Here is a 22,757-nt window from a genome sequence, read left to right as displayed (position 1 = left end):
GCGCTCCGATATGGCGGCTTTGCCGCAACAAGGGGCTGCACCCCTTGCGCCGCTTTGCGGCTATCCCTGCACACCCACAAAAACAGTACACCCGCCGTTGGCGTCTGTACCATTTTTGCGGGTTTTATTATCCTATCCGGGAGGTGATGAGATTTCCATTGAGGAATGCCGCGACGAGGTGGACACAGTGTACAGGCGGCTGATGAACCCGATTGAGGAAAGCGTCGAGTCCAAGCTGATGTGGGAAGGAATCAAAAAGTATCTGCACAAGCTGACGCCGAAAGAGTGCGAGGTTATGATCTCTTTATATGTAGAGCATCTTTCTGTGCGAGAAACCGCAGTCAAGCTGAAAGTAGAAGATAGTACCGTAAGCACGCATCGCAAGAATGCTTGCGACAAGATCCGCAATGCAATGGAGGAACAATACTATGGAGAGTTTTAAGGATTTGCTTCTGCGCGCAAAGCGCGGTGATGAGGACGCTGTGGAAAAGTTGTTTGTTCGGTATGAATCGCTCCTGAACAAATGCAGCCGCGTGAACGGTCGCGTGGATGAAGATCTCTATCAGGTCTTGCTGATTGAGTTCTGGAGAGCAATTTCAGAATTCAAGGTCTAAGCATTTTGGGCGGTGGAGCTTGTTCTCCACCGCTTTTTTGCACCATTCCAAAAGAATTGCGCTTTGGTTATTGCTAACCAGCAAGTGACGCAGAGATGACGGAGGCAAGATGAATTGAGGGAGACAATCTTTGGAGTGTTAATGAACCACTGTCTCCGCAACAGATATTAATCTGACAATACGAACATGCCTCACATGTAGTCTTTGACACCGAATATCAGCCAGTACACATATGAGGACGGAAAATGCAGCAGCTTTTGAAAAAATTGTTTTTTTCTGCTCAAAGTGCTATAATCGGAATATACCGAATACAAAGGGAGGAAAGCTCCCATGCCAAGACCGCCACGGTGCCGTCGAATTTGTGGCGTACCACAGGTCGATGCATTCTGTCCCAACGAGTGCGAGAATACCGAGCCGATCCTGCTGACGCTGGACGAATACGAGGTCATTCGGCTGGTTGACTTGGAGCAGCAAAACCACGAGCAGTGTGCCGCGCAGATGGACATTTCCCGCTCTACCGTGCAGGAGATTTACGAAAGCGCACGGAGCAAGATCGCAGCGTGTCTTGTCCACGGGAAATCGCTGCACATCACCGGGGGAAACTACCGCATCTGCGGAGGACAGGAGGCAGCTCACTGCGGCCGTTGCTGCCGGATGCAGAGAGCCAACATGGAAAAATCAGGCAAAACTTGCAAAGGAGATTCCATTATGAAAATTGCAGTTACCTATGAAAACGGTCAAATCTTTCAGCATTTCGGTCACACCGAGCAGTTCAAGCTTTATGAAGTTACGGACGGCAAAATCGTCCATGCGGAAATTGTTGACACCAACGGCAGCGGTCACGGCGCACTGGCAGGTTTCCTAATGCAGCACGGTGTGGACACTTTGGTTTGCGGAGGCATCGGCGGCGGTGCGCAGGCAGCACTCGCCGAAGCGGGCATCAAGCTCTATGGCGGTGTCAGCGGGGACGCTGATGCGGCGGTGAGCGCATTGCTCAACGGAAGTTTGGGCTACGATCCCCATGTTCACTGTGACCACCATGACCATGAGCGCGGCGAGGCTGGTCGCTCCTGCGGTGACCACGGCTGCGGCAAGCACAGTTGCCATTGATATGGAACGCACACTGACACAACTTCCGTTCTGGTCATCCTTGACCGAACAGGAGCAAGAAACGCTACGCCGAAGTGCCTTTGTCCGTCATTATAAAAAGGGTGCGTTCGTTCACAGCAGCGACAATGAATGTCTCGGAATGCTGCTTATTCTTTCCGGCGAGATCCGCACCTATCTTCTCTCTGATGAGGGGCGGGAGGTAACGCTGTTCCGCCTGTATCCGGGCGAACTATGCGTGCTTTCCGCCTCCTGCGTGATCAGTCAGATCACCTTTGATACGCAAATGACTGCCGGAATGGATACGGACGTTCTGATTATCCCTGCAATTGTCATTGCTGCACTCAAGGAGAAAAATCTCCATGTCCGCTGTTTTCTCTATGAACTGGCAACGAAACGGTTTTCTGATGTGATGTGGGCGATGCAGCAGATTATGTTCAAGGGATTGGATCAGCGGCTGGCAGAATTTCTCCTTGCCGAAGCGGAACGTACCGGCTCCGACACGATACGCATGACCCATGAGCAGATCGCCCAGCACATCAGCTCGGCACGGGAGGCAGTGGCACGGATGCTCAAAAGCTTCTCGGAGGACGGGCTGGTGGAGCTGAAGCGTGGTGCAATCACGCTGCGGGATAAGAACAGACTAAATCGTCTAAAATAAAAAGAAATGTGACTTCGTTACAGAAGAAAATCATAGATTTGCTACAATAAAGGCAGAAAAACAGGAAGGAGTATCCACCATGAAAGAAACGAAATACGCAGGAACTCAAACCGAAAAAAACCTGATGGCTGCCTTTGCCGGTGAGTCCGAGGCGCGCAACAAGTACACCTATTTTGCATCCAAGGCCAAGAAGGAAGGCTACGAGCAGATTGCGGCACTGTTCCTCAAAACCGCTGATAATGAGAAGGAACACGCCAAGCTGTGGTTCAAAGAGCTGAACGGCATTGGCGACACCGCCGAAAACCTTCTCTCTGCCGCTGAGGGCGAGAACTACGAGTGGACGGATATGTACGACGGCTTTGCCAAAACTGCCGATGAGGAAGGTTTCCATGAGCTGGCGCAGCGTTTCCGCCTGGTCGCCGCCATTGAAAAGCACCACGAGGAGCGCTACCGTGCCCTGCTGCACAATGTGGAGATGGCGGAGGTCTTCGCTAAGAGCGAGGTCAAGGTGTGGGAGTGCCGCAACTGCGGTCACATTGTGATCGGTGAGAAAGCGCCGGAGGTCTGCCCTGCCTGCAACCATCCCCAGAGCTATTTTGAAATTCACGCAGAAAACTATTAAAGTAAAGAAAAGGAGAATTATCATGGATCAGAAGTTTTACATTTGCAAGCATTGCGGTAACATCATTGCCAAAGTTAAGGACGTAGGCGTCCCTGTCGTCTGCTGCGGCAAGCCGATGAGCGAGATCGTTCCCGGCACCACCGACGCCGCCGTGGAGAAGCACGTCCCTGTCTGGACGGTGGAAAACGGCATCGTCCATGTCAAGGTCGGCTCCGTGGAGCACCCCATGCTGCCGGAGCACTACATCGAATGGGTATCTCTCCAGACCAAGCAGGGCAATCAGCGTAAGGAACTGCATCCCGGCGAAAAGCCGGAGGTCTGCTTCGCGCTCTGCGAGGGCGACGAGGTCGAGGCGGTCTACGCCTACTGCAACCTCCACAGTCTGTGGAAAGCGTAATTCATCTTTCAAAAATCCGGTGCTTTTTTGAGCACCGGATTTTTTTATTAATGTGACCTCGTCACAGAAAAAGACTTTGTCCTGCGGTATGATAAAGCCACAATCAAGAAAGGGGTGGCGAACATGAAAATCAAGCTCAATCCCGATCAGGAGTTTGTCAGCACCATCAGAGAAGGACTCAAGCGCACCGGCGAGTACAGCCCCTGCCGCAGGGAGCGCACAGAGGCAACCAAATGTATGTGCCAGGAGTTTAAGGTTCAAATTGCAGATCCGGGCTTCGAGGGATTCTGCCACTGTATGCTCTATTACAAATCCTTACAGGATTAAGAGAGGAAGTGACCGGAGAAGAGGAGAGAATCGAAATGGAGATCAGAAAACGAAACGGGGAGTCTGTTCCCTTTCAACAGGAGAAAATTTTCAACGCCATGAAAAAAGCGTTTGACGGACAGGGCAAGGAGATCGGGAGCAGAGAGCTGGATGAGATCCTCGCCACCGTTCTCGACAATCTCTCCGTCACAGTGCCGCTCACCGTGGAACGTGTGCAGGACGAGGTGGAGCGAACGCTCATGGAGCGCGGACACTATGAGGTGGCCAAGGCGTACATCCTCTACCGCGAAAAGCGGTCTGCGCTGCGCCGTGTCCGGCATACCATCGCTCGGACGGTGGGGGATGACTCGCTTGACGAGGTGCTGCGCCGCATCCAGATGGATTTTACCGAGGAAGTCTACTCCCTCGCGGCGCTTCAAATGAAGTTTGAGAGTTTCTGTCGCCCGGGCATGACGGAGGATGAGCGGGCTGAGGCACTGACCAAGGCGGCGGTAGAGCTGACTACGGCAGAGGCACCCAAGTGGGAGTTCATCGCGGCGCGGCTTCTGAACCACTCCTTTCGCTGTCGCAACGCACAGGAATGGGAGGGGCGCGGCGTCGGCGACCTCTATGGCAGGCTTCGCTATCTGACGGATAAGGGACTCTACGGTGACTATATCCTTGCCCACTATACCCACGAGGAGATTGCCATGGCGGAGGACTTTCTCTGCCCGGAACGGGACGAGCTGTTCACCTACTCCGGCCTTGACCTGCTGCTCAAACGCTATGTGATCCAGTCACGCAGCCGCGTGCCGCTGGAAACACCGCAGGAGATGTTTTTGGGCATCGCGCTGCATCTTGCTATGAACGAAGGCTCTGACCGCATGGGGTGGGTAAAACGCTTTTACGATATGCTCAGCCGTATGGAGGTCACGATGGCGACACCTACCATGTCCAACGCACGAAAGCCCTACCATCAGCTTTCAAGCTGCTTTGTGGACACTGTGCCGGACAGTCTGGACGGCATCTACCGCTCGCTGGACAACTTCGCAAAGGTCTCTAAATTCGGCGGTGGAATGGGGATGTACTTCGGCAAGGTGCGCGCTGCAGGCAGCACCATCCGCGGCTTTCAAGGGGCGGCGGGTGGTGTTATCCGCTGGATTCGGCTGGTCAACGACACCGCCGTGGCGGTGGATCAGTTGGGGATGCGGCAGGGCGCTGTGGCGGTTTACTTAGACGCATGGCACCGGGATCTACCGGAATTCCTTCAACTGCGCACCAACAACGGCGACGACCGCATGAAGGCGCATGATGTGTTTCCCGCCGTGTGCTATCCGGATCTCTTCTGGCGACTGGCGGAGGAGAACATAGACGCGCCGTGGCATCTCATGTGTCCGTATGAGATCCTCACGGTCAAGGGCTACGCTCTGGAGGATTACTGGGGTACGGAATGGGAGAAGCGGTATCTGGACTGCGTCAATGACCCGCGCATCGAAAAGCGCAGCGTCACCGTCAAGGACATCGTGCGGCTGGTGCTTCGCTCGGCAGTGGAGACCGGCACACCCTTCGCCTTCAACCGTGACAGCGTAAATCGTATGAACCCAAACGGCCACACGGGAATGATCTATTGCTCCAATCTCTGCACGGAGATCGCACAGAACATGGCGCCCATCGAGCATATCAGCACTGAGGTGCACACGGAGAACGGCGACACAGTGGTGGTGACGGCCACACGCCCCGGTGAGTTTGTGGTCTGCAATCTGGCGAGTCTGTCTCTCGGTAATCTGCCGGTGGAGGACGAGGCCTATATGGAACGCACGGTGGAAACGGCCATCCGCGCACTGGATAATGTGATCGACCTCAACTTCTACCCGTTGGAATGCGCGCGGCTTACCAATCAGAAGTACCGCAGCATCGGTCTGGGCGTCAGCGGCTACCACCACCTGCTGGCAAAGCGCGGCATCCGATGGGAGAGCGATGAGCACCTTGCCTTCACCGATGCGGTATTCGAGCATATCAACTACGCCGCCGTCAAGGCGGACACAGCACTGGCACAGGAAAAGGGCCGCTACGCGCTCTTTGAGGGCAGCGACTGGCAGACAGGCGCGTATTTTGAAAAGCGAGGTTATACCTCAGAAAAGTGGCGGGCGCTTGCGGAAACGGTGGCCGTGCAGGGAATGCGCAACGCCTATCTGCTGGCGGTCGCACCGACCTCCAGCACATCTATCCTCTCCGGCACGTCGGCGGGCATCGATCCAATTATGAAGAAATTCTTCTTAGAGGAGAAAAAAGGCAGCATGCTGCCCCGCGTTGCCCCGGAGCTTTCTATGGATACATGGTGGTACTATAAGGCGGCGCATCTGATCGACCAAACCTGGTCGGTGCGCGCCGCGGGCCTTCGCCAGAGACATATTGACCAGGCGCAGAGCATGAATCTCTATATCACCAATGACTATTCCATGCGTCAGGTGCTCAGACTGTATTTAGAGGCGTGGAGGGCCGGCGTCAAGACAATTTACTATGTCCGCAGCAAGGCCCTTGAGGTCGAGGACTGCGAAAGCTGCTCGTCATAAGGAGGATAGCATGATGGAACTCAAGAAAAAGCCCCTCTTTAACCCGGAGGGCGACCCTGATGTGCGCCTGCGGCGCATGATCGGCGGCAATACCACCAACCTCAACGACTTCAACAATATGAAGTACGCTTGGGTCAGCGACTGGTACCGGCAGGCCATGAACAACTTTTGGATTCCTGAGGAGATCAATCTCTCGCAGGATGTGAAGGACTATCCCCGCCTGCTGTCAGCCGAGCGCAGCGCCTACGATAAAATTTTGAGTTTCCTTGTCTTTTTGGATTCCATTCAGACAGCGAACCTGCCTAATATCGGCGCCTACATTACCGCCAACGAGGTCAATCTCTGCCTGTCCATTCAGGCGTTTCAGGAGTGTGTCCACTCACAGAGCTACAGCTATATGCTCGACACCATCTGTTCCCCCGTGGAGCGCAATGACATCCTCTACCAATGGAAAACGGACGAGCATCTGCTGCGCCGCAACACCTTCATTGGGGACTGCTACAACGAGTTTCAGGAGCGGAAGGATGCTCCCACGCTGCTGCGCGTGATGATGGCGAACTATATTTTGGAGGGCATCTATTTTTACAGCGGCTTTATGTTCTTCTACAATCTCTCCCGAAACGGGAAGATGCCCGGCTCGGCGCAGGAGATCCGCTATATCAACCGCGACGAGAACACGCACTTGTGGCTGTTCCGCAATATAATCACGGAGCTGCAAAAGGAGCAGCCGGAGTTGTTCACCGCCGAGAGCGTACAAGCGCTGCGCGAGATGATGCGTGAGGGCGTGGAGCAGGAGATCGCATGGGGGCATTATGTGATCGGCGACGACATCCCGGGACTGAACCGGCAGATGATCAGCGATTACATCCGCTATCTCGGCAATCTTCGCTGGACGAGCCTTGGCTATCCGGCATTGTATCCGGGCTTTGAGAGCGAACCGGAGAGCATGGAATGGGTCAGCCAGTATGCCGACGCCAACATGGTCAAGACCGATTTCTTTGAGGCACGCAGTACCGCCTACGCCAAGAGTACCGCACTAATAGACGATTTATAAGAAAACAAAGGAAAGGAGCTGGCAGATATGGCAGCTATGAACATGAATCAGGAGCAGTTTAAGCAGTTGATCCGGGAGGAAAAGCCTGTTTTGGTGGATTTCTGGGCGCCCTGGTGCAGCTATTGCCGGAGGATCGGCCCTGCGTATGAGAAGATTGGAGAGGAATACGCGGACAGCCTTGCCGTCGGCAAGATCAATATTGACGAGGAGCCGCAGTTGGCGGGGGCCGAGGGGATCAAGGTCATCCCAACTCTGGTGCTGTTCCGGAACGGAAAGGCCGTGGGTTCCATCACCGCGCCCGGCTCAAAGGCAGAGATCGACCGTTTCATTCAGGAAACCTTGGCGAAATAACGGAGGGTTCAGATATGAACAACAATCATGTTTATGCTATGATTGTGGTGGGCGGCGGACCGGGCGGCTACACCGCCGCCCTGTACGCCGCACGGGCGGGGCTGGACACCATCGTGCTGGAAAAACTGTCCGCTGGTGGGCAGATTGCCCTGACCGAGCAGATCGACAACTACCCCGGCTTTGAGAACGGGATCGACGGCTTCTCTCTGGCGGAGAAGATGCAAAAGCAGGCGGAGCGTTTTGGGGCACGCAGCGAATACGCAGAAGTCCTCCGCATGGATCTGACGGCGGTTCCCAAGCTCGTGGAGACCAGCGAGGGGATCTTCCGGGGGAAAACCGTGGTGCTGGCCACCGGTGCGGAACCCAGAACGCTGGGCGTGGCCGGAGAGTCGGAACTGGTGGGCCGGGGCGTGGCCTACTGCGCCGCCTGCGACGGGATGTTTTACAAGGGCAAAACGGTGGTCGTGGTGGGCGGCGGCAATTCCGCCGCGGCAGATGCCCTCCTTCTCAGCCGCGTGGCAAAAAAAGTGATCCTCGTCCACCGCAGAGACACCCTGCGGGCCACCAAGATCTATCACGAGCCGCTGGCACAGGCCGAAAACGTGGAATTCCGTTGGAACAGCGTCGTTTCCGCACTGCTTTCCGGGGACAGGCTGACCGGCGTCCGCCTGCGGGACACCGTCACCGGTGAGGAAAGCGTGGTGGACTGCGACGGCGTATTTGTCAGCGTGGGCCGACAGCCCGCCACGGCGCTGGCGGTGGGTCAACTGGCGCTGGACGACGGCGGCTATATCGTGGCCGGAGAGACCACGGAAACCAGTATTCCCGGCGTTTACGCCGTGGGCGATGTGCGGACGAAGCCCCTCCGTCAGGTGGTCACCGCCGTGGCGGACGGCGCGGTGGCAGTCCACATGGCGGAGAAATATATCGCGGAAAACCGATAAGGGAGGTGGATTGAAAAAGCCATGTTTAAGGTCAGGCCGGATACGACCGCAGTGGGGATGCCGACATATCTGCAAGGCAAACTGCCAGAGTGATGGCAGATAAGATAACCCATGTAAGATCGGGAGATATGTTGTCTCTCCATATCCAGTCCACGCAACAGTGAGCAACTGAACACAAAACACAGCCACAGATGTACTCTGCGGCTGTGTTTTTATGCGTAGTATACCGCGTGACAAGCGGTTTTACTGTGATGGCGTCACATAATTTGAGAAAATCGGCGCGGCGCTGCTCCGGTTGTACGATTAGGCTCCTTGAGCTCTGCATAGCTTTTGGAGTTCAAACAGAAAATACCCACAGCCAAAGCGGCTGTGGGTATGATCAAATCAGATTGTACGAGCTGACGCTGTCCTGCCGATCTCTACAGACCGTAGCTGCTTCTTCCATCTGCAAAACCCCGACGCTCCGTGGCTGACGGGGTTATCCGCACTTGCTAATACGCCCAAAGGGGGCTCCTTAACGCGCAGAAGGAAAGGGACGGTCAGCCTCCGGCGTTTTGAGAAGGAAATGGCTTTTGTGAAAGTCGAGCAGGCCCTCATCCCGCATTTTTCCAAGCTCCACGGACAGCCCGCTGCGCTCCACACCGAGGTAATCCGCAAGCTGCTGCCTTGAAAACGGAATGTCGAACTCATAGACCCCGCGCCGCAGTGCCTCAGCGGAAAAATAGGACATCAGCTTTGCACGCGTCGTGCGCTGGCCCATGTGGGTGAGCTTTTCGTTGAGCCGCAGGTTCTTCTCCGCTAACTCGCCCAGCAGATTGCGGATGAACCGGCTATGGTGGGAGCAGGCGGAGGGGCACACGCTCAAAACGCGCCTTATGTGTAGAAACATCACCGTCATCGTGCTCTCCGCCTCCACGCTCACGTTCAGCACCGCTCCCGGCGCGCAGGCAAACACATCCGCGAAGGTCTGCCCCGGCCCGGTCTTGGAGAGGATGTTGCGGTTTCCCCAGATATCCTCCTGCATAATGAGGGCGCTGCCCGCCAACACAAGACCCACCTCCTCCACCTGCTCCCCGGCGCGGAGCAGGCGTGTGCCTTTGGGGAAGGTGTCGATCCTCGCCCCAAGGCAGGAGAGCATGACGGCAAGCTCGTCGTCGGAAATACCGGAGAAAAGCGCCGCGGCGTGGAGCACTGGGAAAAATTCTTTCATAAAAAGTTCTCTTTCGTTGAAAATTCAACCGACTTGTTGCTTTTAGTATAGTACAATGAACGCACAAAAGCAACAAGAGAATCGAACATGAAACGACGGATCATTGAAATCAATCAGGATAAATGCAACGGCTGCGGCGCCTGCGCCGAGGCGTGTCATGAGGATGCCATCGCCATGGTGGACGGCAAGGCGCAGCTCATGCGGGACGATTACTGCGACGGTTTGGGCGACGTGTTCGAGCTGCTGGCATGGAATCAGGACATCGGTTTTTTCAGCAGCGAGATCGGCCCCTCGGCGCTGTTTCAGGCGTACAAGCTCATTAAAAACGGTGAGAAGCAGGGCAAGTCCCGGGAGGATATCTGCAGTGCGCTGCGCGAGAAATTTGGGGAGAAGAACCCGGAGATGCAGGTCCTGAACAAATGATAAGGAGTTGTTTTGTATTATGACCATTCAAACGGTAACAGATGCCATCCGCTATGTAGGGGTGGATGATAACACATTGGCACTCTTTGAAAACCAGTACCCCGTCCAGCCTATGGGAGTGAGCTACAACTCCTATGTTATTCTGGATGAGAAGATCGCCGTGATGGACAGCGTGGACGCACGGGCGGCGGAAGAATGGCTTTCCAATGTGGCGCGGGTGTTGGAGGGGCGCAGCCCCCACTATCTTGTGGTCACACACATGGAGCCGGATCATTCCGGCAGCCTCATGCGGCTGGCACAAAAGTACCCGGAGATGAAGATCGTGGGAAACGCGAAAACATTTACCATGATCCAGCAGTTCTTCGGCACAGGTGCATTGTCGGAAGACCGTATGCTGGAGGTTGGCGAAAGAGATACGCTTTCCTTGGGTTTGCACCGGCTGCGCTTTCTGCTGGCGCCGATGGTACACTGGCCGGAGGTGATGGCAGCGTATGAAGAGGAGGAAAAGATCCTGTTCTCGGCGGATGCCTTCGGCCGCTTCGGCTCACTGGAACGGACTGCCCGTGCCCCCTGGGCGCCGCAGGCCCGGCGGTATTATTACAACATCGTCGGAAAGTATGGCGCACAGGTGCAGGCGCTGCTGAAAAAAATCTCCGCGCTGGAGATCAAAACGATCTGCCCGCTCCATGGCCCCATGCTCACAGAAGACTTGGGGGAGTATCTGCGGCTCTATGATCTCTGGTCACAATGGAAACCAGAAAAACCGGAGGGCATCCTGATCGCTCACGCATCCATCCATGGAAATACCGCATATGCATCGGAGGCCCTCAAGAGCAAGCTGAAGGGAAAAGGTGCGCAAGTCACCATGTGCGATCTGACGGCAACAGACCTTTCCTATGCCGTGACCAGCGCATTCTACTGTGGGAAACTGGTGTTGGCCTGCTCCACTTATGACGGAGGACTGTTCCCGCCCATGAAGGCCTTTTTGGATCATTTACAGACAAAGGGATTCCGAAACCGCCGAATCGGCCTCATGGAAAACGGCTCATGGGCCCCTGCTGCCGCGCGGCTGATGCGCGCCGAGTTGGAAAAGATGAAGGAACTCCGACTGTGTGAAACAGATGTATCGCTGCGCGGCGCACTGAACCAAACCAGCGAAGCGCAGATGGACGCTCTGGTGGCGGAGCTCTGCGCGGAGTAGGCGGCGAGTCTGGCTTCGTCTGTCCGCCCGATGCCTCAAAAGCAAAACATCGTCGCTGATTTATTTAGACAACAATATGGCGTTGAGTGATGCCGAAGCTTTGAAAATGGATCGAAGCGCAGCCGCAGATGTTCTCTGCGGCTGCGCTTTTTGCATTTTGACCACGGTGTAAACGGATGGCTTTGACCGTTGCCCTCGGTTTCTACAAGCGCATAGTATCGCCAACTCTATTATAAATCCTCGCTTGTCCGATAATTTGTACTTTGAACTTTCTATAAGAATTTGTACAAGTCAGGTATTCATTCAACCAAATCCGATCGGATTTCAGCAAGAGTTTGCCGTTCCTGACGGACTTTCTGTTCCTGCAAATTTACGTCTCTTAATTGTTCCACTAATTCATCCATCCGATGCCCCATTTCTTGTGCGAGGACATTTACCTTATCAATCTCTACCGATTGGTCGATGCCCTCTTTTTCGAGGTATGCTGCTACATTGCGGTATGCTTGAAGTTCCGTACTATGTTGATTGAAATATTCCATCTTTTGATTTAAGGGTTTTGCTGCATACTCCATCCATACAGGCTTATAAGTCTTGCATATCTGCAAATGTTTTGCAGCAGCTGCGTAGGTAGTTCGCTTCTGCTTCACCTCTGCCAGTTCATTTGTAAGTCCAATCTGCGTTTTTCCAAGATTATGTATAACTTTATCGTAATCGCCGGTGGTATGGATTCGACTATCGGTCATGCCTTGCAGCATTTTGCCGAGGAACTTCGCATTTTCAATTCCTGCGCGCCGTTCTACCGCAGCAATTTTACGCTTTAGTCCAGTGCTTTCCGTTATAGGATTAATTGAACTTCCCAGAAATTCAGAGAGACGGTCGCCTTGTATGTTCAGCCTTTTCTTTGAATCTCCGATGGGGACATAACTATATTGCTGGTTGGGATATAAAAGCACTGTACACTGCCCGGCATCCAAATCACGAAGCACATATTTTTCAGGTATGAATAGTCGTTCAATGCCATTCTGCGGTAGATGGAGCGTCACGCCTCGAATAGACATAGCTTTTATCTGATTTTCCGAAAGGATGACTTGCACAGGCTCTACATGGTTTTCCTCGTCAATCTGCTGGATCAGCTTCGCGCCTCGGATCGTGCCGTGGGTTCCGTCCTCATAAACCAAGTCATAAGAGAAGTCGTTTCCGACGTTGAAAGTGATTTTGCCATCCGGCGAAGTCGTCACTTCGCTTTTGTTGACCATTAGTTTGGCGGGGTTTCCATTGTCATCGTGAGCCTGAAGAACCAAACCATTTTTTCCCGCAGACAGAATTTGGCGGCTGCTTAACTTCACCGCTGCCGTACAAACTTCTGGATACTGAATCGTCAATTTTTGATAGCGGTCGAGCAGCGAATTCTCTGCCCCATCAGAAAGCTGCATTTTTCCATTCTTCAGCGCATACTCAATTCCTGCACTGGTGAATTCGGAACCGAGGGCATCTTCGGGAATCCATGCACCATCCAACGCCGTGGACCGGTACAGTACCTGCCCGGTCGATTTTTTCACTTTGGTTTCGATGCCTGCAGTTTTCAGTTTATCTGCAAAGTCCGCCATACCAGTTGCCGAACGGAGGATACCTGTAATTGTCTTTCTCAGGTATTTCTGCTCTTGTGCATTGTCAGACAGTCTGGCGCAGATACCGGCATAAGTAAATGTATCAGTATCAGATAAGCTATTATCCCGGACTGCTCGACCCGCACCCTCCAGCAAATAGCTCATATGCTTACCGCAAATTGTAGGTGTGATTTCCAGTCCCTCTACCATAGAAAGAAACTGACTATAATCTGTTGCTCGCTCCAAGCAAAAATCCAGCCTCTTTCGGATTTCCGTCCGGTTGGATACAGATTTCTTTTTCCCTGCGTTTTCAGGGTACAGTTGCCCAATCTTTTGTGGATCATCAATTACGGATAAATGCGCTTCCATGCACAAGCGATCGGAAATATCCCGTATCTGACGTGCCGTGCGGTAAGGCACCGTCCTCAGTTTCTTATAGTCGTAAAAGGAAACTGCATTGAGCATGATGTGGTTATGGATATGACCTTTATCAATGTGGGTTGCCACCACATACTCGTACTTGCCGCCTGTGTATTCAAATGCCAGTTTCTTCCCCAGCTCATGTGCCTGCTCAGGCGTGACAGCATCTTCTGGAGAAAAAGACTGTATCAGGTGATAGGCAAGATTTGTGGAACGCTTTCTTTTCAGATTTCGTGCCTTGTGTGCAAGTACCGCAGTCATTTCAAAGTCGATTGAAGCCGTCTGCGGTTCACAGTTGTAACCCGATACCAGCATCTGTCCATCGGTCTTGTCCGGGTTTTCAATATAAGCCAGTGCCTTGCCGAGAGTAGATTTTATCGCGTGGATTTTTGTTATAGCCATAGAAGCTCCCTAAAAGAAAAATGCCCTATGTGAAATGAATCTCACATAGGGCATCTGCCTGTAATTATTGTTTTGTTGATTCCGCCTCCATCATAAGGCGGTCAAAATCGCTTTGGTACTGCCTGTCCTGTATAACGCGGTACTTTTCAAATTCACTTTCTGCGAAAGCCTTTGCGATTGCTGCTGTAACCTTTCCTTTATCTTTTAGAATTTCGGCATCGTTGAATTGCAGGAAAGCGTCCAGTTTCTCTGCCCAGTCCTGCATCGTCATAGGAATATGCCGCCGTGCTTGGCGCGTTGCATAATCAAGGTACATTGTTACAATCTCATTCAGTTCTTGTAACTCATCTTGCTGCAAATAGTTCTTTGCAACAGAAACATCGGCTTTGACTATCTTCCCGTTTGGGGCATTCTTCCATGAGGTCAACCCCATGTGGTCTTTTGTGTGGTCTGCCCGTTGCACAATGACCTCTGCGGCAGTACTGCCGTGAACAGCGTAGTGCATTTTATTCTGAACGGTTGCAAAGAAGTCTTTGGTCGTTTTGCTGTCTACCGAGTAATCTACGGCAGTAGCATAAATATCCGTAATTTTCTGGTAAAAGCGACGCTCGCTGGCGCGGATTTCCTGTATTTCGGAAACCAAATGGTCGAAGTAATCTTCATCAAAGATTTGCCCATTAATAAGCCGATCCTTATCCAGAACATATCCCTGCCGGGTAAATGTATCCAGCACTTTGGTTGCCCATTGACGGAATTGTGTGGCACGGGTGGAATTGGTGCGGTAGCCAACAGCAATAATGGCGGGCAGGGAGTAGAATTTGTAGTGATAGGTCTTGCCATTATCTGCAACTTGTGCAAATTTTGCACAAGTTGTACTTTCGGATAATTCATTTTCCGCAAAAATATTCCGCAGATGTTTGGCAACAACACTGCGGTCAACATCAAACAGTTGTCCAATGCCTTTTTGCGTCAGCCAGACCTCGTGATCCTGAACGCGAACTTCTATGCCATCTGTCTCTGAATCTTTCGTGAACACAAGAAAATCTGCTGTGCTGTTACGAACATACCGTTCTGTGCCTGCCATCGCTGCTCTCCTTACATCAGTACAATGTAAGAATAGTATATCATGCTTTTCAATAAGAGCAAAGCCCATTTTCACGATTTTCCATACAAATGGACTTATCTCTCATCATGTTCATTTTCTTGTGTATCATGCTGATGTTCCTCTCCCATGCATTTAGCATACAATTCTGGCGTGCATTTGAGAGTAATCGGCTTCGGATATAGCTCAAGGAAAATCAGGGGTGAGTGATATTTTTTCTCATATTTTGTAATTTGATTATCCGTCAAACTTATCAGATCTTCACCACCGTCTCCGCATATCAGAAACGGACCTGCGAAGAAATCCGTTGGACCATATAAGCGGTTCGGTGGTATCACCTCATTGCTTCCGCGCAGAAATGCACAACTACATAAACAAAAAAGCAGAGAGTCATCCGTAAGAGGATAACTCTCTGCTTTCTTGTAAAGCCTTTTCTGCACAAGTTTGGTGTCAATGTGGTGTCAAATCATCCAAACGCGGTTGATAAAAGGCGTGGAATCAATGCTTTTTAGTCGATGGGCTTCATCGTGGGGAACAAAATCACATCGCGGATGGAGTCGGAGTTGGTCAGCATCATGACACAGCGGTCGATGCCGATGCCCATGCCGCCTGTGGGAGGCATGCCATACTCCATAGCGGTCAGGAAATCCTCATCAATCATCTCGGCCTCGTCATCGCCGCGGTCGCGCTGCTCGGCCTGCTTCACAAAGCGCTCGCGCTGGTCCAGAGGGTCATTCAGTTCGCTGTAGGCGTTGCCCATCTCGGCGTGGTTGATGAAGAACTCAAAGCGCTCGGTCAGGCGCGGGTCCTCGGGGCTGCGCTTGGTCAGCGGGCTGACCTCGACCGGATACATCGTGATGAAGGTGGGCTGAATCAGGTGCTCTTCCACCTTCTGGTCAAAACAGGCGTACAGCGCGTTGCCCCAGGTCGGCTCGGCGGCGGGGTTCAACTCCACGCCCTTCGCCTTGGCGGCGGCAACAGCCTCGGCGTCATCGCTGATGGCGTCAAAGTCAATGCCCACGTACTCACGCACAGCCTCAATCATCGTCATGCGCTTCCAGCCGGGGGTCAGGTCAATCTTGTTGCCCAGCCACTCAATCTCGTAGGTGCCCAGAATCTCCTTGGCGGCGCTGGAAAGCAGACCCTCGGCAATGTCCATCATGCCGTGGAAATCGGTGTAGGCTTGGTACAGCTCAACGGTGGTGAACTCGGGGTTGTGCTTGGGATCCATGCCCTCGTTGCGGAAGATACGGCCCACCTCGTACACGCGGTCAATGCCGCCGATAATCAGTCGCTTCAAGGGCAGCTCGGTGGCAATGCGCAGGTACATATCAATGTCCAGCGTGTTGTGGTGGGTGATGAACGGGCGGGCTGCGGCGCCGCCGGCAATCGTGTTCAGCACGGGGGTCTCGACCTCCATGTAGCCCATGCTGTCGAGGTAGTTGCGCAGGTGCTTGATGAACTGGCTGCGCACCTCAAAGGCGCGGCGGACGCCGGGGTTCATAATCAAGTCAACATAGCGCTGACGGTAGCGGGCCTCGCGGTCGGTCAGGCCGTGGAACTTCTCCGGCAGGGGCAGCAGGCTCTTGGAGAGCAGCGTCAACTCGGACACGCGAACGGAAATCTCGCCCATCTTGGTGCGGAAAACCTCGCCCTTGACGCCGATAATGTCGCCGATGTCCAGCTTCTTGAAGGCGGCATAGGCCTCATCGCCCAGCAAATCGCGCTTGACGAAAATCTGGATGTCACCCTTCTGGTCGCGCAGATGGGCAAAGCTGGCCTTGCCCATGACGCGCTTGGACATCATACGGCCGGCCAGAGAGACGATCTTGCCGGTCTCGGCTTCGGCAGGCAGCTCGGCAAATTCCTGTTTGAGGTCGGCCGAGTACGCGTCCTGCGCATATTTGGTGATGACAAAGGGGTTATGACCGGCTTCGCACAGGTCTGCCAGCTTCTGGCGGCGCACAGCGGCCTGCTGGGTCAGCTCCTGCTCGGTCTGGGGCTTATTCTGCTCCATGTGAGATCGTCCTTTCGTGGTTTTTGATTCTACAGCGTGTTTTTCTTACTTGGAACGGGAGACTTCCAGCAGCTTGTAGGTGATGATGTTGCCGTTGGGCAGGGTGACGTCAAAGCTGTCGCCCACCTTGCAGCCAATCAGGGCAGCGCCCACAGGGCTCTCGTCGCTGATGCGGTTCAGATCCATATCGGCCTCGGTGGAGCCGGTCAGGTCATACTCCTCGGCGTCCTCCAAATCATCGCCCTCGGCCAGAATCTTGACGTGCATACCGATGGAGGCGGTGTCATTGGACAGCTCGCTCTCGTCCATGATGCGGGCCAGCTTCAGGGTGGCCTCCAAGTCGGCGATGCGGGCCTCGACAGAAGCCTGCTCCTCCTTGGCAGCATCATACTCGGCATTCTCGCTCAGGTCACCGTAGCCACGGGCTACCTTGATTTTGTCGGCAACCTCCTTACGCTTGACGGTGCGCAGATTTTCGAGCTCCTGCTCGAGTTTATTATAGCCCTCGCGGGTAACGACAACTTCTTTAGCCATAGCTGTGTCTCCTAACATGATTTGGATAGTAAAAGTTGTGCGGCACCAACTGGGGAGCCGCACTAACTTAAATATTATATAGGTTTATCCGGGATTTGTCAAGTCACAACGTCATTTATCCAGCTGCAGCAGGCCAACCTTGCGGTACACCTTGCTGACGGTGCGGTTGGCAATGCGCGCAGCGCGCTCTGCGCCGCTCTTGAGGACCTCGTCCACGTAGGCCTTGTCAGCAAGAATCTTGTCGTACTCGGCCTGCACGGGGGCCAGCGCGTCGGCAGTCACCTCGGCCACGGCCAGCTTGAAATCGCCGTAGCCCTTGCCCTCAAACTCGGCGGAAATCTCCTCGTTGGATTTGCCGGTGAAGGTGCTGTAAATGCACATCAGGTTGGACACACCGGGCTTGGCCTCGCGGTCAAAGCGGACAACGCCGTCGGAGTCGGTCACGGCGCGCTTGAACTTGCGCACGATGGTGTCCTTGTCATCGGTCATCAGGATGAAGCTGTTGACGTTCGTGTCGGACTTGCTCATCTTCTTGGTGGGCTCGGCCAGCGACATAATCTTAGCGCCGGAAGCAGGCACATAGCCTTCGGGCAGGGTGAAAGTATCGCCGTAGATGCCGTTGAAGCGGCCGGCAATGTCGCGGGCAATTTCAAGGTGCTGGGTCTGATCCTGCCCCACGGGGACGAGGTCGGCGTTATAAATCAGGATGTCGGCCGCCATCAGCACCGGGTAGGTGAAGAGGCCGCCGTTGACGTTGTCAGGGTGCTTGGCGCTCTTGTCCTTGAACTGGGTCATGCGGGAGAGCTCGCCGAACTGAGTGTTGCAGGCCAGCACCCAGCTAAGCTCGGTGTGGGCGGGCACGTGGCTCTGCACAAACAGCACATGGTTTTTGGGGTCAATGCCGACTGCCAGCAGCAGGGCGGCCAGCTCGCGGGTGCGGCGGCGCAGCTCCGCGGGAACCTGACGCACGGTCAGGCTGTGCAGGTCGGCAACCATATACAGGCAGTCATAGTCAGACTGCAGCAATGCCCAGTTGCGCACGGCACCGATATAATTGCCCAGCGTCGGCGTGCCGGTGGGCTGGATGCCGGAAAGAATCCGTTTGCGTTTTTCTTCCATACTTATTCACCTACAACTCTATCATTCTATAGTGTTTTTCACTATAGCACAAAACGTGGGAAAAGTAAAGCGATAGGAGCGCGGGAAAGCGGGAGATGAGACGCCCGGAGGTTGCCCGGTAAATGGCGTTTGTGGGAGACTGCCGGGCCGGGCGTGCCCGGCCCCTACAGGGCAAAGGATGGGGGAGAGGAGTCTATTGGAGAACGGCGGAGGGGTCAAGACCCCTCCCTACAGACCGAGCGAAAACAGCGCTGTAATGATTGGCGGTACGTAGGGCGGGGTGACCTCACCCAGCCGGAACCGTGCGGTAAAATGCCGCTTGCGGGCAACAACGGCAGCCGAACTTTTCTCTTTGAAAAAAATATTGACAGCGCAAAATGTTTGTGTTATACTTCTTCACGATTTTGAAAGACGAATCGTGTTTGTAAGAGTTTTTCAAAGCAATTTACCTACGGACCGCCCGCCAGGGGCTAAGGCCATACGGACAGCCGGGTCCACTGCCGATCGGCAACTTAGGTTGCCTTATTGATTGAGTTAAAAGCTCAAATTTTATAAGTTGGTTCCTTTACATACAACCATGAAATTGCACGTTTTGACGTGCAGACTTGTGAAACGGTCAATAAGAGTAGTAAAAGTATAATTGCTATATAGACTCTGACACGCTCAGCCTTTTTGAATCATATGGTAAAAATGCTCTCTCGGTGCAAGACCGGGGGTATTTCTGCCTGTGCAAAAAATGCTGAATTTAAGCGCAAGCCTGTACATCTGTGCATGGCTTGCGCTTTTTTTGTTTGCAAAGGAACCGCGAACGGAGGAAAAAATGAACGGAGAGGGAAAACGCCCCCGCCTCGACCAGCGGCGTGCACCGATTCATGAAGCGCTGGAGACGTTCCGCAAAATGCGCGTGGTGCCGTTTGATGTGCCGGGCCACAAGCGCGGGCGCGGCAACCCGGAGCTGACGGCTTTTCTGGGGGAACAGTGCGTCGGCGTGGACGTCAACAGCATGAAGCCGCTGGACAATCTCTGCCACCCGGTTTCGGTCATCCGCGAGGCAGAGGAGCTGGCAGCTGACGCCTTTGGCGCGGCACACGCGTTTCTGATGGTGGGCGGCACAACCAGCTCGGTGCAGAGCATGGTGCTGACGGCCTGCAAGCGCGGGGACGAAATCATCCTGCCGCGCAACGTCCACCGCAGTGTGCTGAATGCGCTGGTGCTCTGCGGCGCTGTGCCGGTCTACGTCAACCCGGAGGTCGATAACCGGCTGGGTATCAGCCTGGGCATGAAGCGTGAGCAGGTGGCCAAGGCGATTGCTGAGCACCCTAACGCGGTGGCCGTGCTGGTGAATAACCCCACTTACTACGGTATCTGCAGTGACCTGCGCGCCATTGTGCGGATGGCCCATGACGCCGGGATGCTCTGCCTTGCGGACGAGGCCCACGGCACGCACTTCTATTTCGGCGGCGGGCTGCCGGTTTCCGCCATGGCGGCGGGGGCGGATATGGCCTCGGTTTCGATGCACAAAAGCGGAGGCAGCCTGACGCAGTCGAGCCTGCTGCTGACCGGCCCCAATGTCCACGCCGGATATGTGCGGCAGATTATCAACCTGACGCAGACCACCTCCGGCAGCTATTTGCTTATGTCCAGTCTGGACATTTCCCGCCGCAATCTGGCGCTGCGCGGGCGGCAGGTGTTCCATCAGGTGGCCGATATGGCCGAGTACGCCCGCGAGGAAATCAACGCGGTGGGCGGCTATTACGCCTTCGGCAAGGAGCTCTGCAACGGCAACTCCGTCTTTGATTTTGACACAACCAAGCTCAGTGTTCACACGCTGGACATCGGCCTTGCGGGCATCGAGGTCTATGATATCCTGCGCGATGAATACGACATTCAGATTGAATTTGGCGATATCGGCAACATTCTGGCGTACCTCTCCATCGGCGACCGCCCACAGGAGGTCGAGCGCCTTGTCAGCGCGCTTGCCGAAATCAAGCGCCGCTACCACACCGACGGCGCAGGCCTTTTGAGCCAAGAGTACATTGACCCCGAGGTGGCCGCCAGCCCGCAGGAGGCCTTCTACGCGCCCAAAAAGAGCCTGCCCCTGCGCGAGACCGAGGGGATGGTCTGCAGCGAATTTGTGATGTGCTACCCGCCGGGCATCCCGATTCTGGCCCCGGGCGAGCGTATCACCGCTGAAATTCTGGATTATATTGAGTACGCCAAGGCGAAGGGCTGCAGCATGACGGGACCCGAGGACCCCGACATCCTGCGCCTGAACGTGCTGGCCTGACAGGGAGGTTTGCAGAATGGAAATGTGGTTTTCTGAATTTCACACGCCCGATGTCAAGCACAGCATCCGGGTCAACCGCCAGCTTTACTCCAAACAGAGCGATTACCAGCGCATTGACATTTTTGACACGCCGGAGTTTGGCCGTGTGCTGACGCTGGACGGCAATGTTATGCTGACCGAGCGCGACGAGTTCATCTACGATGAGATGATTACCCATGTGCCGATGGCCGTGCACCGCACCGCCAAGGATATTCTGGTCATCGGTGCCGGGGACGGCGGCGTTGTGCGGGAGCTGACCCGCTATGACCGTGTGGAGCGCATCGACCTTGTGGAGATGGACCCGCAGGTGATTGAAGCCTGCCGCGCCTATCTGCCCGGTAACGCCTGCAGGATGGATGACCGCCGCGTGCATATCTACTACGAGAACGCGCTCAAATTCATCCGCCGGTGCGAGGATGAGTATGATCTTATCATCGTGGATTCCTCCGACCCGTTCGGCCCGTCGGAGGGACTCTTCACCCGCGAGTTTTACGGCAACTGCTACAATGCCCTGCGCGACGATGGTATTATGGTGAACCAGCAGGGAAGCCCCTTCTATGCCGAGGACGCCACCGCCATGCAGCGCAGCCACAAGCGCATTGCCAGCACCTTTCCCATCAGCAAGGTGTATCAGGCGCACATCCCCACCTTTGCGGCGGGATATTGGCTGTTCGGCTTTGCCAGCAAAAAATATCATCCCATCAACGATATGGACAGCGCTGCGTGGGAGGTGCTGAATATGCGCACCCGCTATTATACGACCCGGCTGCACGTCGGGGCATTCTATCTGCCGGCGTTTCTGGAAGAAATGCTGCGCGAAGTGGAGGATCGCTGATGTTGCACCGCAACGTAGAAAATTTCATCGGCTGCGACAGCAGCTACCGAACGGCAAGCATTGTTCTGTATGGTGCGCCGTTTGATTCCACCACCAGCTACCGCCCCGGCGCACGGTTCGGCCCTGCGGCCATGCGGCATGAAAGCTATGGGCTGGAAACCTACAGCCCCTATCAGGACAAGGACCTGACAGATGGCAACGTGTTTGACAGCGGCGATTTGGAGCTCTGCTTTGGCTCCAGCGAGAGCGCGCTGGTGGATATTGAATCCCGCGCTGCGGAAATCCTGCGGGATGGCAAGCTGCCGCTGCTGCTGGGCGGCGAGCACCTTGTGACCTTGGGCGCGGTGCGGGCGGCCGTGCGCAACTACCCGGATCTGCACATCGTTCACTTTGACGCCCATGCCGATTTGCGCGATGACTACCTTGGTGCACAGCTGAGCCATGCCTGCGTGCTGCGCCGCTGCCATGACCTGATTGGGGATGGGCGGATTCACCAGTTCTGCATCCGCAGCGGCGAGCGCGAGGAGTTCCAGTTTGCCGCCCGCCACACCGATATGCACAAATTTGACTTTACCGGCCTTGAGGAGTTGACCGATTGGCTGTGCAAGACAAACGTGCCGGTCTATCTGACGATCGACCTTGACTGCCTTGACCCCTCGGCGTTCCCCGGCACCGGCACGCCGGAGGCGGGCGGCGTGAGCTTTTTGCAGCTGCTGGGAGCCATCCGCACCGTGACAAAGGCCAATATTATCGCTGCAGACGTCAACGAGCTGGCCCCGATGCTGGACCAGAGCGGCGTTTCCACGGCCACGGCCTGCAAAGTCCTGCGTGAGCTGCTGCTGGCGCTGGAAAAGTGAACGACGTCCCCGACGCCCCGGGAGGTTAAACCGGGAACGAACGGTACATTTTACGTTGCGGGCCGGGCAATGCCC

General features: G+C 54.7%; 22 protein-coding genes and 1 pseudogene. 16 read left to right on the top strand and 7 right to left on the bottom strand.

From position 1 onward, the window contains the following. From NE623_RS09890 to trxB, 11 genes are all read left to right on the top strand, one after another. A partial coding sequence (locus NE623_RS09890) for a helix-turn-helix transcriptional regulator (protein ID WP_256273007.1) occupies positions 1-442 on the top strand: 442 nt, incomplete at its 5' end. After that, positions 429-614, top strand: a complete 186-nt coding sequence (locus NE623_RS09885) for a helix-turn-helix domain-containing protein (RefSeq protein WP_256273006.1) — start codon at positions 429-431, stop codon at positions 612-614. The genes NE623_RS09890 and NE623_RS09885, both read left to right, overlap by 14 nt. A 330-nt stretch (positions 615-944) precedes the next feature. Continuing rightward, the gene (locus tag NE623_RS09880) at positions 945-1,724 is read left to right on the top strand and encodes a DUF134 domain-containing protein (protein WP_256273005.1); all 780 of its coding nucleotides are present in this window, start codon (positions 945-947) and stop codon (positions 1,722-1,724) included. Further along, positions 1,636-2,382 carry a Crp/Fnr family transcriptional regulator gene (locus tag NE623_RS09875; protein WP_370866730.1) on the top strand — a complete coding sequence of 249 codons (747 nt, stop codon included), beginning with the start codon at positions 1,636-1,638 and terminating at the stop codon, positions 2,380-2,382. The genes NE623_RS09880 and NE623_RS09875 overlap by 89 nt, the downstream gene beginning before the upstream one ends. Positions 2,383-2,461: 79 nt before the next feature. After that, positions 2,462-3,004, top strand: coding sequence for a rubrerythrin (rbr, locus tag NE623_RS09870; RefSeq protein WP_147609331.1), 543 nt, complete (start codon positions 2,462-2,464; stop codon positions 3,002-3,004). A gap of 22 nt (positions 3,005-3,026) precedes the next feature. Then, positions 3,027-3,401, top strand: a complete 375-nt coding sequence (locus NE623_RS09865) for a desulfoferrodoxin family protein (protein WP_256273004.1) — start codon at positions 3,027-3,029, stop codon at positions 3,399-3,401. A gap of 123 nt (positions 3,402-3,524) precedes the next feature. Then, a complete protein-coding gene (locus NE623_RS09860) occupies positions 3,525-3,728 on the top strand; it encodes a ferredoxin thioredoxin reductase catalytic beta chain (protein WP_256273003.1) in 204 nt (67 codons plus the stop codon). A 35-nt stretch (positions 3,729-3,763) separates the two neighbouring features. After that, positions 3,764-6,280 carry a ribonucleoside-diphosphate reductase subunit alpha gene (locus tag NE623_RS09855; protein ID WP_256273002.1) on the top strand — a complete coding sequence of 839 codons (2,517 nt, stop codon included), beginning with the start codon at positions 3,764-3,766 and terminating at the stop codon, positions 6,278-6,280. A gap of 10 nt (positions 6,281-6,290) precedes the next feature. Further along, entirely contained in the window at positions 6,291-7,334 is a 1,044-nt protein-coding gene (locus NE623_RS09850; protein ID WP_098924544.1) for a ribonucleotide-diphosphate reductase subunit beta, read from the top strand. A 27-nt stretch (positions 7,335-7,361) separates the two neighbouring features. Continuing rightward, on the top strand, positions 7,362-7,685 hold the full coding sequence (gene trxA, locus NE623_RS09845) for a thioredoxin (protein ID WP_147609328.1): 324 nt from the start codon (positions 7,362-7,364) through the stop codon (positions 7,683-7,685). Between the two features lie 14 nt (positions 7,686-7,699). After that, positions 7,700-8,629 (top strand): thioredoxin-disulfide reductase, encoded by a 930-nt coding sequence (gene trxB / locus NE623_RS09840; RefSeq protein ID WP_256273001.1) that lies wholly within the window; start codon positions 7,700-7,702, stop codon positions 8,627-8,629. 514 nt (positions 8,630-9,143) lie between these two features. On the opposite strand, the gene NE623_RS09835 is transcribed toward trxB, so the two are convergent. Next, positions 9,144-9,839 (bottom strand): Crp/Fnr family transcriptional regulator, encoded by a 696-nt coding sequence (locus NE623_RS09835; protein WP_256273000.1) that lies wholly within the window; start codon positions 9,837-9,839, stop codon positions 9,144-9,146. An 87-nt stretch (positions 9,840-9,926) separates the two neighbouring features. Here NE623_RS09835 and NE623_RS09830 point away from each other — a divergent pair. Together NE623_RS09830 and NE623_RS09825 are read left to right on the top strand one after the other, a co-directional pair. Further along, positions 9,927-10,070: pseudogene (locus NE623_RS09830) on the top strand (ATP-binding protein); the annotation flags it as partial. A gap of 211 nt (positions 10,071-10,281) precedes the next feature. Beyond that, positions 10,282-11,463: an FprA family A-type flavoprotein gene (locus NE623_RS09825; protein WP_256272999.1), complete on the top strand. Its 1,182-nt coding sequence runs from the start codon at positions 10,282-10,284 to the stop codon at positions 11,461-11,463. Positions 11,464-11,762: 299 nt separating this feature from the next. Here NE623_RS09825 and NE623_RS09820 read toward each other — a convergent pair whose 3' ends face one another. The 6 genes from NE623_RS09820 to trpS form a co-directional block, all read right to left on the bottom strand. Next, positions 11,763-13,892: a relaxase/mobilization nuclease domain-containing protein gene (locus tag NE623_RS09820; RefSeq protein ID WP_256272997.1), complete on the bottom strand. Its 2,130-nt coding sequence runs from the start codon at positions 13,890-13,892 to the stop codon at positions 11,763-11,765. 64 nt (positions 13,893-13,956) lie between these two features. Beyond that, positions 13,957-14,976 (bottom strand): virulence RhuM family protein, encoded by a 1,020-nt coding sequence (locus NE623_RS09815; protein WP_256272996.1) that lies wholly within the window; start codon positions 14,974-14,976, stop codon positions 13,957-13,959. 95 nt (positions 14,977-15,071) lie between these two features. Beyond that, positions 15,072-15,332 (bottom strand): DUF3846 domain-containing protein, encoded by a 261-nt coding sequence (locus NE623_RS15005; protein WP_442490236.1) that lies wholly within the window; start codon positions 15,330-15,332, stop codon positions 15,072-15,074. Positions 15,333-15,502: 170 nt separating this feature from the next. After that, positions 15,503-17,011: a lysine--tRNA ligase gene (lysS, locus tag NE623_RS09810; RefSeq protein ID WP_256272995.1), complete on the bottom strand. Its 1,509-nt coding sequence runs from the start codon at positions 17,009-17,011 to the stop codon at positions 15,503-15,505. Positions 17,012-17,056: 45 nt separating this feature from the next. Further along, positions 17,057-17,545 (bottom strand): transcription elongation factor GreA, encoded by a 489-nt coding sequence (gene greA / locus NE623_RS09805; RefSeq protein WP_256272994.1) that lies wholly within the window; start codon positions 17,543-17,545, stop codon positions 17,057-17,059. A 111-nt stretch (positions 17,546-17,656) separates the two neighbouring features. Beyond that, positions 17,657-18,664 carry a tryptophan--tRNA ligase gene (gene trpS / locus NE623_RS09800; RefSeq protein ID WP_256272993.1) on the bottom strand — a complete coding sequence of 336 codons (1,008 nt, stop codon included), beginning with the start codon at positions 18,662-18,664 and terminating at the stop codon, positions 17,657-17,659. 820 nt (positions 18,665-19,484) lie between these two features. Between trpS and NE623_RS09795 the strand changes: the two genes are divergently transcribed. Genes NE623_RS09795 through speB form a run of 3 tightly spaced genes read left to right on the top strand, consistent with a single transcriptional unit; the run spans position 19,485 to position 22,682 of the window. Continuing rightward, the gene (locus NE623_RS09795; protein WP_256272992.1) at positions 19,485-20,951 is read left to right on the top strand and encodes an aminotransferase class I/II-fold pyridoxal phosphate-dependent enzyme; all 1,467 of its coding nucleotides are present in this window, start codon (positions 19,485-19,487) and stop codon (positions 20,949-20,951) included. Positions 20,952-20,967: 16 nt separating this feature from the next. Continuing rightward, positions 20,968-21,825, top strand: coding sequence for a polyamine aminopropyltransferase (gene speE / locus NE623_RS09790; protein ID WP_256272991.1), 858 nt, complete (start codon positions 20,968-20,970; stop codon positions 21,823-21,825). Beyond that, positions 21,825-22,682, top strand: coding sequence for an agmatinase (speB, locus tag NE623_RS09785; protein ID WP_256272990.1), 858 nt, complete (start codon positions 21,825-21,827; stop codon positions 22,680-22,682). The genes speE and speB overlap by 1 nt, the downstream gene beginning before the upstream one ends. Positions 22,683-22,757: the final 75 nt, after the last annotated feature.

The organism is Gemmiger formicilis (assembly GCF_024462815.1).
Taxonomy (GTDB): domain Bacteria; phylum Bacillota; class Clostridia; order Oscillospirales; family Ruminococcaceae; genus Gemmiger.
This window is presented reverse-complemented; position numbering and strand designations above follow the sequence as displayed.